We start from the raw sequence: 12,870 nt of genomic DNA, 5'->3' as shown, positions 1-12,870 counted from the left end.
TCCGTTGGCGTAACCGGGCAGCGCGGCCCGGCCCAACGAATGACCAGTCTAAAGGTAAAACGTCCGCCGCGGCGGAAAAGTTGCCGCCGGGGTTGTACTTTTCCGGATTCCCTGTTCATTGTCCCTCCGTGCACCGGCAGCCTCAAGTCCGGACCGGAAGGACGAACCGCTGCCGGGCCGGAACTAGGCTTCGCCGCCGCCTGAGGTGTTGGTGCCGGGACCGGAGAACATGTTCTCCGGCAGGCCCGCGGCAACATGCTCGGGCATTTCCAGGCCCAGGTGCTCCCAGGCTGCACGGGTGGCCACCCGTCCGCGCGGCGTCCTGCCCAGCAGCCCTTCGCGGACCAGGTACGGTTCGGCAACGGTTTCCACGGTTTCCGGTTCTTCCCCGACGGCGATGGCCAGGGTGGACAGGCCAACCGGTCCCCCGTTGAACTTGGTCACCAGGGCGCGCAGCACCGAGCGGTCCAGCCGGTCCAGTCCGCGGGCGTCCACCTCGTACATGTCCAGGGCAGCTCCGGCCGTGCGGGCATCAATCTGGTCCACGCCGTGCACCAGGGCCCAGTCCCGCACCCGGCGCAGCAGGCGGTTGGCGATGCGCGGAGTACCGCGGGAACGTCCTGCGACTTCGGCAAATCCGGCGGAGTTGACCTTCATGTCCATCAGCATCGCCGAGCGGCGCAGCACCAGTTCCAGTTCGGCGGTGGAATAGAACTCCAAGTGGCCCGTGAAACCGAAGCGGTCGCGCAGCGGGCCCGGCAGCAGGCCGGCCCGCGTGGTGGCGCCCACGAGCGTGAAGGGCGGCAGGTCCAGAGGAATGGCGGTGGCTCCGGCTCCTTGCCCACGATGATGTCCACCCGGAAATCTTCCATGGCCATGTAGAGCATTTCCTCTGCCGGGCGGGACATGCGGTGAATTTCGTCCAGGAACAGCACCTCGCCCTCAGTGAGCGAGGACAGGATCGCGGCGAGGTCACCGGCGTGCTGGATGGCCGGGCCGGAGGAAATGCGCAGCGGTGCGTTCATCTCGGCGGCGATGATCATGGACAGGGTGGTCTTGCCCAGGCCGGGAGGACCCGAGAGCAGCACGTGGTCGGCACTGCGGCCGCGCAGACGGGAGGCTTCCAGGACCAGGGACAGCTGCTCGCGCACCCGCTTCTGGCCGACGAAGTCGTCGAGATTCTTCGGCCGAAGGGCGGCTTCGATGGCTTTGTCGTCAGGGTCTCCGGTGGGGGCCACCAGCCCGTCGCCGGACAGTGCCGACATGTCAGCCCACCTGCTGGCGGGGAGCACGTGCGCGGGAGCCGTCGGTGCCCAGGCGGCGCAGCGTCAGCTTGAGGATCTCCCCCACGTTGCCCTCGGCGGCGGTGTCCGGAGCCTCGGCAACGGCTGCGTCGATGGCGGCGGCGGCGTCCTTCTCCGACCAGCCCAGGCCGGTCATGGCCGCCAGGACCTGGTCCTGCCAGCGCGCGGCCGCCGGGTTGTCGGCCGTGCCCAGCGGCACCAGCTTGTCCGCCAGTTCCAGCACAATGCGGCGGGCGCCCTTGGGACCGATGCCGGAGACCTTGCTAAAGGCTTTGTCGTCTCCGGTGGAAGCGGCGATCCGGATCGCTTCGGGGCTGTGGACGGCCAGGACGGCCAGGGCGATGCGGGGGCCGACCCCGCTGACGCTCAGCAGTGTTTCAAACACTTCGCGCTGGTCTGCATCGGTGAACCCGTAGAGGGTCATGGAGTCCTCGCGGACGATCATCGCCGTCTGCACCAGGGCTTCACGGCCCACGTGCAGGGAGCTGAGTGTCTGCGGCGTAGCTTGCACCAGCATCCCCATCCCGTTGACGTCGATCACCGCCGAGTGCAGGCCGACGTGCGTTACAGTCCCGCGCAGGGATGCGATCATGACAAAACTCCAGAGGCTGTGTAGAACATATCTACGAATACCCTACTGCGTGCCGCGCGTGTTGCGCGGTTCCGGCGCGCGGCCGGACCCACGCCGGTCAGCGCCGGGCACGGGCCTCGGCCTCGGCCCACAGGCGCTGCGCCGGCGTCAGGCCCGCAGCAGCCGGCCGGCGGACCGCGCGGGCTCCGGAGGCTGATCCCGCCGTCGTTTGCCCCGGGCCGGCGACACCGCGCCGCCACGCGTGGGTGATGGCCAGCGCCAGCGCGTCGGCAGCGTCGGCAGGCCTGGGCGGTTCCGCCAGGCGGAGGATCTTGGTGACCATCTTTCCCACGGCATCCTTGTTGGCTCCGCCGGATCCCGTGACCGCCGCCTTGACCTCGGTCGGAGTGTGCAGGGCCACCGGAATACCCCGCCGCGCCGCGGCCGCAATCACGACGCCGGAGGCCTGGGCGGTGCCCATGACCGTGCTCACATTGAGCTGGCTGAACACCCGCTCCACGGCGAGGACATCCGGTCTGTGCGTGTCCAGCCACAGCTCGATGGCGTCGGAGATGACGAGCAGCCTGCCGTCCAGGGCGGTTCCCGCCTCGGTGCCGACCACGCCCACAGCCACCAGGGTGGCGCGGCGGTTGCGTTCGACGTCGACCACGCCCAGCCCGCACCGGGTCAGGCCCGGGTCGACACCCAGGACGCGCAGGCCCACCCGCTTAGTCGTCTTCGAGCTGGGCGAAGACCTCTGCGGGAATGTCGGCGTTGGAGTACACGTTCTGGACGTCGTCCAGGTCCTCCACCGCGTCGACGAGCTTCAGGAACTTCCGGGCGCTGTCCGCTTCCAGCTCCACATGCATGGACGGCAGGAATTCGGCTTCGTCGCTCTCATACTCGATGCCGGCTTCCTCCAGCGCGGCGACGACGGCGCGCAGGTCCGCCGCTTCCGAGATAATCTCGAAGTTGTCTCCGGATTCCTTCACCTCGTCGGCGCCGGCGTCGAGCACTGCCATCAGGAGGTCGTCCTCGGTGAGGTCCTTCTTCGGCAGCGTGACCACGCCCTTGCGGGTAAACATGTAGGCCACCGAACCGGGATCGCCCATGTTGCCGCCGTTGCGGGTGACTGCCAGGCGGACCTCGGAAGCGGCGCGGTTCTTGTTGTCCGTCAGGCACTCGATCAACAGGGCGGTTCCCTGCGGACCGTAGCCCTCGTACATGATGGTCTGGTAGTCGACTGCCTCGCCCAGGAGTCCCGCGCCGCGCTTGACGGCACGGTTGATGTTGTCGATGGGGACAGAGGTCTTCTTGGCCTTGGCAACGGCGAGCTCAAGGCCCGGGTTTCCCGCCATGTCCGCTCCGCCGGCGCGGGCCGCAACTTCGATGTTCTTGATCAGCTTGGCAAACGACTTGGCACGCTTGGCGTCAATGACCGCCTTCTTGTGCTTAGTGGTTGCCCATTTAGAGTGGCCCGACATGCTCTACGCTTCTCCTCTGATCATCTGGATAAAAAGTTCGTGAATGCGGCTCTCCCCCGTTACCTCCGGATGGAACGAGGTGGCCAAAAGATTTCCCGAACGCACTGCCACAATTCTAGCGACGAAATCGTCAGCAGGCGCATGACCGCGCTCCTGCGGCGGAACCCGGGCCAGTACGTCCACGGAACCGCCGACCTTTTCGACCCAGGGCGCCCGAATAAAAACGGCGTGGACCGGCGCGGAAACTCCGGCAGCGGAGGCGGAGGGCAGGGTTTCCAGCCCCCGGAACTCCACCAGGGTTTCAAAGGATTCCCGCTGGCGTCCGAAGGCATTGCGGCGGACCTCGATGTCCAGCCCGCCCAGGGTTTGCTGCGGCGCTCCCGAAAGGTCGGGTGCCGGGTCCGAAAGCCGGTCGGCCAGCAGGATCATTCCGGCGCACGAGCCGTACACCGGCAGTCCGCCGCGGATCTCCTCCTGCAGCGGGGCATACACGCCAAAGGCCCGCATCAGCTTGTCCATGGTGGTGGATTCACCGCCGGGCAGCACCAGTCCGTCCAGGCCGTCCAGCTCGCCGGGCCGGCGCACGGGGACGGCATCGGCTCCGGCCGCCTCGATGCTGCGCACGTGTTCCCGGACACCGCCCTGCAGGGCCAGGACGCCGATGCGCAGGGAACGCCCCGGGCGGCGGAAGGTTGGCGGGCCGGCTTCAGTCATCGTGCAAGTCTACGATGCGGGGACGGCTGAGGCAGTGCAGCGGGAAAGGCCACGCGGGCTCGTTGCGATATATTCATACACCATGAGTTCTTTCTCCGTCCTGACAGGCAAGCTGGTCCGCAGTGCCTCCAAACTGCGCGGCGGCGGCTCCGCATTGCCCGGCCTGGTGGTGGAGAAAATCGATCCCGATTTCATCCGCCGCACCCTGGCCGGCCTTCCGCTGGGCGTTGCCGTGGTTTCGGGCACCAACGGCAAAACCACCACCACTAAAATGGTGGTGGAGCTGCTCGAGAGCCAGGGCCTGAAGGTCTTTACCAACCGCACGGGCAGCAATTTCACCCGCGGCGTTGCCGCCGCCCTGCTGGGTGAAGTGGACTGGCGCGGACGCCTGGATGCCGACGTCGCCGTCCTGGAACTGGACGAAGCCCACGCCGTGCATTTTGTGAAGTTGATCCAGCCGCGCTATTCGCTGCTGTTGAACGTCCTGCGGGACCAGCTGGACCGCTTCGGTGAAATTGATAAGACCACCCGCCTGCTGGAGGCCATTGCCAAGGCCACCACCGGGACCGTGGTCCTGAACCGCGAGGATCCCCGGGTGGCCTCCATCGCCGCCTCCCTGGATCGGCAGGAGGTCCGCTACTTCGGCCTCCACGAGTCCCTGCGCAGCACCTTCCCGAACGACGACGAGATGCGCGGCTCCCCGGCCGAAGCGGCCGCCGCCGTGCTGCCCGCCGACGTCGTGCTGGAGCGCGTGGCCGAAACCGACGCCGACTTCCGCGTGGACAGCACCGTGGTCACCACCGGGCTGAAGCTGCGCGGGGTCTACAACATCTTCAACGCCGCTGCCGCGCTGGCGCTGGCCCGCGTGATCGCCGGCCCGCAGGCCAACAACGACGCCCTGTTCACCGCCCTGTCCAACGTGGAACCCGCGTTTGGCCGCGGCGAGTCGCTGGTGGTCAACGGCCAGCCGCTGGAACTGGTGCTGGTGAAAAACCCCAGCGGTTTCCGGCTGGGCCTGAAGTCCTTCGCGGCCCACGGGTACTCCACCATGATCGCGATCAATGACAACTACGCCGACGGCCGGGACATGTCCTGGCTGTGGGACGTGGAATTCGAGACCCTCGCGGAAAACGGCGTGGACATGGTCACCGGCGTGCGCGCCTACGACATGGCGCTGCGGCTGAAGTACGACGACGTGCCGGTGGCGGCCATTGACCCGGACATCACCGATGCGCTGAAGAAGTTCATCGTATCCTCCGGGCCCTCGCCCATGCGCATCTTCTGCACGTACACGGCCATGCTCGCCGTGCGGCGGGAACTTTCCAAGATCACGACAGTAGAGGTGGTCTCATGAGCGAGACGCTGAACCCCGCGGCCGGCGACGACCGGACCATCAACATCCTGCAGCTGTATCCGCGGGACATGAACATCTACGGTGACTGGGGCAACGTCCTGGTCCTGAAGCAGCGCTTGAAGTGGCACGGCTACACCGCCAACGTCCTGGACTACAACCCGGGCGACGGGTTCCCGGCGGATGTGGACCTGCTGGTGGGCGGAGGCGGACAGGACAGCGGCCAGGTGGTCATCCAGGAGGACCTGCAGACGATTGCTCCGGCCCTGCGCGCCATGGCCGAGGATGACGTGCCGATGCTCGCCATCTGCGGGCTCTACCAGCTGTTTGGCCGGTTCTTCAAGACGCACACCGGCACGGTCATTCCGGGCATCGGCCTGCTGGACCTGGAAACCCACGGCGGCACCGAACGGCTGATCGGCAACGTGCTGTCGGTGTCCGAGGAATTTGGCGAGATCCACGGCTACGAGAATCACTCCGGCCAGACGTTCCTCGGTCCGGGGGTAAAGCCGCTGGCCCAGGTCCGCAAGGGCGAGGGCAACAATTCCAAGGACACCTGGGAGGGTGCCCGCTACCGCAACGTGGTGGCCAGCTACCTGCACGGTTCCCTGCTGCCCAAGAACCCGGCCATTGCCGACTTCCTGCTGCAGCAGGCCGTGATCCGAAAATTCGGTGCCTTTGAGCCGCGTCCGGAATCGGCATCCGACCTGGACGAGCTGGCACGGCTGTCCGAGCTGGCCCGGCAGCACGCCTCGCAGCGCCCGCGGTAGTGCCCAAGGCCGCCGCCGGCTGCGCCCTGGACCAGAAACCCGGCTAGCGCCCGGGGTCCGTGCTCACCAGCCACTCGTGCAAACCGGCGTCGGCCGCACCCATCGATTCGACCACGGAAATGGTCCGCGCCCGCACCGCAGCTTGCTGTTCCGATGGTGCGCAGGCCCCCTGCGGCAGGTCCGCGGCGACGGAACACCAGCGGTACGGGTCCCGGACGATGACGGACGGGGCCCAGGACAGGTCCGTAACCGACCATGCACCGGCGCCGTCCTGGCCGAACTGGGCGCGCAGGATCAGGCCCTCATTGTTCACGTCATACCAGGGGGACAGCTCGGTAACGGCGTTGCCCAGACCATAGGCGATCCAGGTGCCGTTGTAGTTTTCGACCGGCAGCACGGAGTGGCTGTGATGGCCGTAAATGAAATCGAACTCGCCGCTGTCGGCCAGGGCGTGCGCTGTTTCCACCTGCTGGGCATTGGGCGCCGACGCGTACTCGTCCCCGGCGTGGACGGCCCCAACGACGACGTCGGCGCCGGCCGCCCGGGCAGCCTGCGCCCGGGCGATCATGTCCGCCGGATCCAGCAGGTCCACCTGCCAGTCGAAGTCGGCGGTCATGCCGTTGAGCCCGTAGGTGGCTTCGATCACCGACACCTTTGCCGCCGGGGTGGACAGAATCATCGGTTTCGCGGCGTCCGCCTCGGTGGCGTAGGAACCGGTGTGTTCCAGGCCCAGCGCATCCAGCACGCCAAGTGTGCGGTTGAGCCCGGCCGTCCCGGCATCGACGGTGTGGTTACTGGCCGTGGTGCAGGCGTCATATCCCACCTCCTTGGCAGCAGAGAGGATCTGCGGCGGCACGTTGAACAGCGGATACCCGGCGTACGGTCCCTGCGCCTCGGCCACCGGCGTCTCCAGATGGCATATGCCCAGGTCCACCCGGTCCAGGTAGGTCTTCTTGCCCGCCAGAAGCGGCGCAAAGTCCAGCGGCGTTCTTCCGGACACGGCGGCGTCGGCTTCGGCCTGGGTCCACAGCTGCGGATGCACCAGCAGGTCACCGGCCACCATCATCGAAAAGCACCGCACGGCCGCGCATTCGGGGCCCGTGCCCGGGGTCGGCTGCGGAACCGGCGACGGAACGGAGGATGCTGAAGGCGACCCCGCGGCAGCGCCGCCAGTGGTACCGGACGTGGCGGATGCCGCCGGATCCGCCGGTGCGGATGATGCGCCGCCGGGCCCGGAGGCCGGGGAACAGCCGGCGGCGCCGGCCGCCAGAAGCAGCGCCAGCACCGCGGTGGATCCGATTCTGCGTGCACCCATGATTTTCCGCCCGTCCGCACGCCGCCCGGCGCAGCTGTGCCAAGCGTACGACGGCGTTTCTGTTGTTCGCCTCACTTTGCATGTGCGAGTCTTGACGCTTATGAGTAACCCTTTCGGAAGTATCAGTACCCTGCCCTACCAGCTCCCTCCGTTTGAGCAGATCACCCCGGATGATTTCCTGCCCGCCTTCAAGGCCGGGTTCGAGGAACACCTCGCGGAGATTGACGCCATCCTTGGAAATCCGGAGACACCGGACTTCGAAAACACGATCGCGGCGATGGAGCGGGCGGGGCAAACCCTGGCACGCACGGCCCTTGTTTTCTTCACCTTTGCTGCAGCGGATGCGACGGACCGGATCCAGGCGATCCAGCAGGAGGTCGGCCCGCAACTGGCTTCCCACGAGGACAGCATCTATCTCAATAAAGCCCTCTTCGAGCGGGTCGACGCCGTGTTAACGGAGGGTTTGGACGAGGAATCCGTCCGGCTGGTATCCGAGTACCGACGCGCCTTCATCCGCGCCGGTGCCCGGCTCGACGACGGCGGCCAGGCCCGGATGCGCGAACTCAACTCGCGCCTGTCGGTGCTGGGTACCGAGTACTCCCAGAAACTGCTCAAGGACACCAACGAATCCGCGCTGCCGGTCACGGATGCGGCGGAACTGGACGGCCTGTCCGCGGACGACATCGCTTCGGCAGCCGCAGCTGCGGCGGAGGCCGGCAGGAGGGCTACCTCCTGTCCCTGGTTCTGCCCACCCCGCAGCCGGCCCTCGCATCGCTGACTAACCGCGAAACCCGCCGCCGCCTCCTGACGGCCTCGCTCAACCGCGGCTTCCGCGGCAACGGGAGAACACGCTGTCCCTGGCCGCCGAAATGGCCGCGCTGCGGGCTGAACGCGCCGCACTGCTGGGCTTCGCAAGCCACGCGGAGTTCGCCACCGACAACCAGACGGCTCCCTCCCTGGAAGCCATCCACGCCATGCTCGGCAAGCTCGCACCTCCCGCGGTCCGCAATGCGCACGCCGAGGCGGAGCTGCTGCGCGAAGCAGCCGCCCGTGACGGCATCGAAGACCTGCAGGCCTGGGACTGGTCCTACTACTCCGAGCAGGTGCGCCGAGAGAAGTTCAGTGTTGACCGCGCTGCCCTGCGGCCATACTTCGAGCTGGAACGGGTCCTGACTGACGGTGTTTTCTTCGCCGCGAACCGGCTCTACGGCCTGACCTTCACCGAGCGTCCGGATCTCGCCGGCTATCATCCCGACGTCCGGATCTGGGAAGTGAAGAATGAGGACGGCTCGGGGCTGGGACTGTTCCTGGGCGACTACTACACGCGTGACACCAAGGCCGGCGGCGCATGGATGAACTCCCTGGTGCACCAGTCCGCGCTGCTCGGCATGCAGCCGGTGGTCGTCAACAACCTCAATATCCCCAAGCCGCCCGCCGGCGAACCCACGCTGCTGTCCTTTGACGAAGTGGTGACGGCCTTCCACGAATTCGGCCATGCCCTGCACGGTTTGTTCTCGGAGGTCACCTACCCCCAGTTCTCCGGCACCGCTGTTCCCCGCGACTTTGTGGAATACCCCTCCCAGGTCAACGAGATGTGGATGCTGTGGCCCGAGGTCGTTGCCAACTTCGCAAAGCACCATGTGACGGGTGAACCGCTCCCCCAGGATGCCATCGATAACATCGAGGCGGCTTCCACCTGGGGCGAGGGTTTCGGCACCACCGAGTACCTCGGAGCCACCCTGCTGGACCTGGCCTGGCATGAGCTCGCGCCCGGTGAAACCGTGCAGGACCCGGAGGCCTTCGAGGCTGAGGCCCTGCAGCGCGCCGGTGTTGCCCTGGATCTGGTGCCCCCGCGCTACCGCTCGGGCTACTTCAAGCATATTTTCGCCGGCGGCTATGCGGCCGCGTACTACGCCTACATCTGGAGCGAGGTGCTGGACGCGGACACGGTGGAGTGGTTCCAGGAGAACGGCGGCCTGACCCGGGAAAACGGGGACCGGTTCCGCCGCGAACTGCTCGCCCGCGGTAACAGCATCGACCCGCTGCAGGCGTTCCGGAACTTCCGCGGCCGGGATGCTGCCATTGAGCCGCTGCTGCACCGCCGCGGGCTGGCCTGATCCTTCATGGTGACTATTGCCGCCTGCCAGGAGCTTCACCAGGACTGGCTGAAGAACCTGGCCGGCGCTACCGGCGGGCGGACCTTCTCCACGCATGAATCGGAATGGGTCTGGCTGCCGGCCCGGAGGCAGCTGGTGCTGCTGTATCCGCAGCGGATCGCACCGGCCGGGATCCGCCCGGGCCTGGCCGAAGGCATGCGGCTGGGCGCCCAGAGCGTGTCCGTGTGGCTGAACAACGCGGTCAGCTACGCCCCGCTGGAGGCGTTTGGGTTCCGGCGGGGCCCGCAGCCGATGTGGATGAGTGCGCCGGTCTCCGCACCGAAGCAGTACAGTGCCGCAGCGGCGGCTCTCGATCCGGAGCCGGCTGAGGTCTCCGGGCCCGACGCCGAGGAACTCGCCGCCGGGCGGGGCCACCCCGGACCGCATGGCATGTGACCACCCGCAGCGAGGGAACGCTGACCGGGCGGGCCTGGGTGTTCGTCCCCTCGCAGCAGGCGCAGCAGGAACAGCGCCGGCTACGGGAGCAGGCGGAGCAGCGCCGGCAGGCCGGGCGTGTGCCCGCCGGAGGTGGACGTCCCGCCGCACACCGCCCGGTGCCGGAGAGTCCTGCGGCGCCGGCCCCCGGAAACCGGTCTCCGGTTCGCTGGGCGGCGTTTTCGGTTTGGCCGTTGGGCCTTCCAGCCGGCGCCGGGGTTACGGGACGGCCCTGCTGAGCAGGGCCGCCGGCGTCGCCGCCACCGCCGGTGCGGACCGGCTGGCCATTAACGCAGCACCTCTGGGCGCCGAGCTCTGTGCAGCGCGGGGCTTTGAGCTGATCGGCCGCGGCCAGCAGCTGACCCTCGACCTGCGCTGAAGCCCGCCCGGTGGAACTGATGCGGTCGCGGTGGCGCTGATGCCGGCGCGGTGGCGCTGATGCCGGCGCGGTTTACCAGCCGCGTTCGGCCAGGCGGTGGGGCTGCGGGAGTTCGTCCACGTTAATGCCCACCATGGCCTCCCCCAGCCCCCGCGAAGCCTTCGCCACTTCGTCGGGGTCGTCGTAGAAGGTCGTTGCCTTCACAATGGCGGCGGCACGCTGGGCGGGGTTGCCGGATTTAAAATTCCCGAGCCGACAAAAACGCCGTCGGCCCCCAGCTGCATCATCATGGCGGCGTCGGCCGGGGTCGCAATGCCCCCGGCGGTGAACAGGACCACGGGCAGTTTGCCGGCCGCGGCAACTTCCCGAACCAGCTCGTACGGCGCCTGTAGTTCCTTGGCGGCGACGTAAAGCTCGTCCTCGGGCAGGGAGGACAGCCGGGCCACCTCGGTGCGGATGGCGCGCATATGCATGGTGGCGTTGGAAACGTCGCCCGTGCCCGCCTCGCCCTTGGACCGGATCATGGCGGCGCCCTCATTGATGCGGCGCAGCGCCTCGCCCAAATTGGTGGCACCACAGACGAAGGGGACCGTGAACTTCCACTTGTCGATGTGGTTGGTGTAGTCGGCCGGAGTCAGGACTTCGGATTCGTCAATGTAGTCGACGCCGAGGGACTGGAGGACCTGGGCTTCCACGAAATGGCCAATCCGGGCTTTGGCCATGACCGGAATCGACACCGCGTTGATGATGCTGTCAATCATGTCCGGGTCGCTCATGCGGGAGACTCCGCCCTGGGCGCGGATGTCGGCGGGAACCCGCTCAAGGGCCATGACCGCCACTGCTCCGGCGTCTTCGGCAATCCGGGCCTGTTCGGCGGTCACCACGTCCATGATCACTCCGCCCTTGAGCATCTCGGCGATGCCGCGTTTGACCCGGCTGCTGCCGGTGACCGGAGACAGTGATCCGGACGGAGAAAGAGGCGCAGCTGCGCCGTGGGACTCTGGGCTGTTCATGGAGCTCACCTTCGCGGGGAAATCGGGCGGGGAGTACTGCTGCACCCAGTCTAGGGGCTCGGCGGCCATTGAACGGCCAGCCCGCCACCGGGTTGCTTCCGATGACGGGCGGGCTGAAAAGTTACTCTGCGGCGGGCGGGGGTTCGGAACTCAGGCAGCCTGCCGGTGCACGGCGAGCATCCGCTGCGCGATGGTCACGCAGCTGGCTGCGCACAGGAGCAGCAGGACCACCAGCAGCAGCACCTCGGGGACTCCCAGTCCCACCAGTCCGGTGGCGACCAGCAGGGACACCAGCCGCTCGGCGCGCTCGGCGATCCCCACGTTGGCGGTAAAGCCCAGGGACTCGGCCTTGGCGCGGATGTAGGAAACCAGCATGCCCAGCACCAGGCAAATGATGGCGGCGATGCCAATGGCGTCGTTGCCGCCCCCGGTGAAGAACCAGATGCTGACGCCGGCGAACAGGGCGCCGTCAGCAAAGCGGTCCAGGGTGGAATCCAGGAACCCTCCCCATTTTCCGGACCGTTCCTGCTGCCGTGCCATGATGCCGTCAATGACGTCGGAGAAAATAAACGCCGTGATGAACAGGGTTCCCCAGAACAGCTCCCCCAGCGGATAAAAGACCAGCCCGCCCACCATCACTCCCAGGGTGCCCAGGATGGTGACGGCGTCGGGGCTGACGCCCCGCTTCAGCAGCCACGCGGCCAGCGGCGTGAACAGGCCGGTGAAAAAGCCCCGCGCGTATTTGTTCAGCACCGCTCAGTCCTCGCTTGCCGCTGGGTCAGCCTGCGGCCAGGCATCGGCCACCTGCTGCCGGACATCTCCCAGGGTCTGGGTGATGGCCTTGGTCTGGGCAATGATTGGCAGGAAGTTACCGTCCCCGCCCCAGCGCGGCACGATGTGCTGGTGCAGATGGGCTGCGATTCCCGCTCCCCGGTAACACCCTGGTTCATGCCCAGGTTGAAACCGCTGGGGTTGGACACCTTCCGCAGCACCCGCATTGCCGTTTGCGTGAGGGACGCAATTTCGGCCGTTTCCTGCCCGTCGATGTCCGTGTAGTCGGGGACGTGACGGTACGGGCAAACGAGCAGGTGACCGGCGTTGTACGGAAACAGGTTCAGGATGACAAAGGCGTACTTCCCGCGGTGCACAATCAGGGACTCTTCGTCGCTGCGGGACGGCGCCGCGCAGAACGGACAGTTGTGCTCCGAGGAGACCTGCTCCTGCCCGCCCTTGATGTACGCCAGCCGGTGCGGGGTCCACAGGCGCGCAAAGGAATCCGGCACCCCGGGAAGCTCGAAGGGATCGGTGACCGCGGCATCGCCCGGATAGGGACTGCCGCCGTCGTCCCGGCTGCTGTTTTCCATCTGCACTCCTGCCG

Annotated in this window: 10 protein-coding genes and 4 pseudogenes; 5 read left to right on the top strand and 9 right to left on the bottom strand. The window is 67.3% G+C overall.

Annotated features, from left to right (window positions below; genetic code table 11):
• Nucleotides 1-183 precede the first annotated feature (183 nt).
• The 5 genes and pseudogenes from ruvB to pdxT form a co-directional block, all read right to left on the bottom strand.
• Nucleotides 184-1,265: pseudogene (gene ruvB, locus OL239_RS08375) on the bottom strand (Holliday junction branch migration DNA helicase RuvB).
• 1 nt (nt 1,266) lies between these two features.
• The gene (gene ruvA / locus OL239_RS08370) at nt 1,267-1,896 is read right to left on the bottom strand and encodes a Holliday junction branch migration protein RuvA (RefSeq protein ID WP_268911446.1); all 630 of its coding nucleotides are present in this window, start codon (nt 1,894-1,896) and stop codon (nt 1,267-1,269) included.
• A gap of 97 nt (nt 1,897-1,993) precedes the next feature.
• On the bottom strand, nt 1,994-2,599 hold the full coding sequence (ruvC, locus tag OL239_RS08365) for a crossover junction endodeoxyribonuclease RuvC (RefSeq protein ID WP_268911445.1): 606 nt from the start codon (nt 2,597-2,599) through the stop codon (nt 1,994-1,996).
• Between the two features lie 4 nt (nt 2,600-2,603).
• Complete coding sequence (locus OL239_RS08360; protein ID WP_268911443.1) at nt 2,604-3,359, bottom strand: YebC/PmpR family DNA-binding transcriptional regulator; 756 nt, start codon at nt 3,357-3,359, stop codon at nt 2,604-2,606.
• 3 nt (nt 3,360-3,362) lie between these two features.
• Nucleotides 3,363-4,073, bottom strand: a complete 711-nt coding sequence (pdxT, locus tag OL239_RS08355; protein WP_268911442.1) for a pyridoxal 5'-phosphate synthase glutaminase subunit PdxT — start codon at nt 4,071-4,073, stop codon at nt 3,363-3,365.
• Between the two features lie 82 nt (nt 4,074-4,155).
• Here pdxT and OL239_RS08350 point away from each other — a divergent pair, with 82 nt between their 5' ends.
• Together OL239_RS08350 and OL239_RS08345 are read left to right on the top strand one after the other, a co-directional pair.
• On the top strand, nt 4,156-5,427 hold the full coding sequence (locus OL239_RS08350; RefSeq protein ID WP_268911441.1) for a Mur ligase family protein: 1,272 nt from the start codon (nt 4,156-4,158) through the stop codon (nt 5,425-5,427).
• Nucleotides 5,424-6,194, top strand: coding sequence for a type 1 glutamine amidotransferase (locus tag OL239_RS08345; RefSeq protein ID WP_268911440.1), 771 nt, complete (start codon nt 5,424-5,426; stop codon nt 6,192-6,194). Before OL239_RS08350 ends, OL239_RS08345 begins: the two co-directional genes overlap by 4 nt.
• Before the next feature lie 43 nt (nt 6,195-6,237).
• Here the strand turns inward: OL239_RS08345 and OL239_RS08340 are convergent, their stop codons facing one another.
• Complete coding sequence (locus OL239_RS08340) at nt 6,238-7,509, bottom strand: CapA family protein (protein WP_268911439.1); 1,272 nt, start codon at nt 7,507-7,509, stop codon at nt 6,238-6,240.
• 100 nt (nt 7,510-7,609) lie between these two features.
• On the opposite strand from OL239_RS08340, the pseudogene OL239_RS08335 reads away from it, so the two are divergent.
• The 3 genes and pseudogenes from OL239_RS08335 to OL239_RS08325 all read left to right on the top strand — a co-directional run bounded on the left by OL239_RS08335 (nt 7,610) and on the right by OL239_RS08325 (nt 10,479).
• A pseudogene (locus OL239_RS08335) lies at nt 7,610-9,626 on the top strand (M3 family metallopeptidase).
• 6 nt (nt 9,627-9,632) lie between these two features.
• Nucleotides 9,633-10,061 carry a hypothetical protein gene (locus OL239_RS08330; RefSeq protein WP_268911438.1) on the top strand — a complete coding sequence of 143 codons (429 nt, stop codon included), beginning with the start codon at nt 9,633-9,635 and terminating at the stop codon, nt 10,059-10,061.
• Complete coding sequence (locus OL239_RS08325; protein WP_268911437.1) at nt 10,051-10,479, top strand: GNAT family N-acetyltransferase; 429 nt, start codon at nt 10,051-10,053, stop codon at nt 10,477-10,479. Before OL239_RS08330 ends, OL239_RS08325 begins: the two co-directional genes overlap by 11 nt.
• A 72-nt stretch (nt 10,480-10,551) precedes the next feature.
• Here OL239_RS08325 and pdxS read toward each other — a convergent pair.
• The 3 genes and pseudogenes from pdxS to OL239_RS08310 all read right to left on the bottom strand — a co-directional run bounded on the left by pdxS (nt 10,552) and on the right by OL239_RS08310 (nt 12,856).
• A pseudogene (gene pdxS, locus OL239_RS08320) lies at nt 10,552-11,390 on the bottom strand (pyridoxal 5'-phosphate synthase lyase subunit PdxS).
• Nucleotides 11,391-11,642: 252 nt separating this feature from the next.
• Nucleotides 11,643-12,245 (bottom strand): phosphatidylinositol phosphate synthase, encoded by a 603-nt coding sequence (gene pgsA / locus OL239_RS08315; RefSeq protein ID WP_268911436.1) that lies wholly within the window; start codon nt 12,243-12,245, stop codon nt 11,643-11,645.
• A 3-nt stretch (nt 12,246-12,248) separates the two neighbouring features.
• A pseudogene (locus OL239_RS08310) lies at nt 12,249-12,856 on the bottom strand (HIT family protein).
• Between the last annotated feature and the right edge of the window lie 14 nt (nt 12,857-12,870).

The sequence above is a fragment of the Arthrobacter sp. ATA002 genome (assembly GCF_026898095.1).
In the GTDB taxonomy this organism is placed as follows: domain Bacteria; phylum Actinomycetota; class Actinomycetes; order Actinomycetales; family Micrococcaceae; genus Arthrobacter_B.
This window is presented reverse-complemented; position numbering and strand designations above follow the sequence as displayed.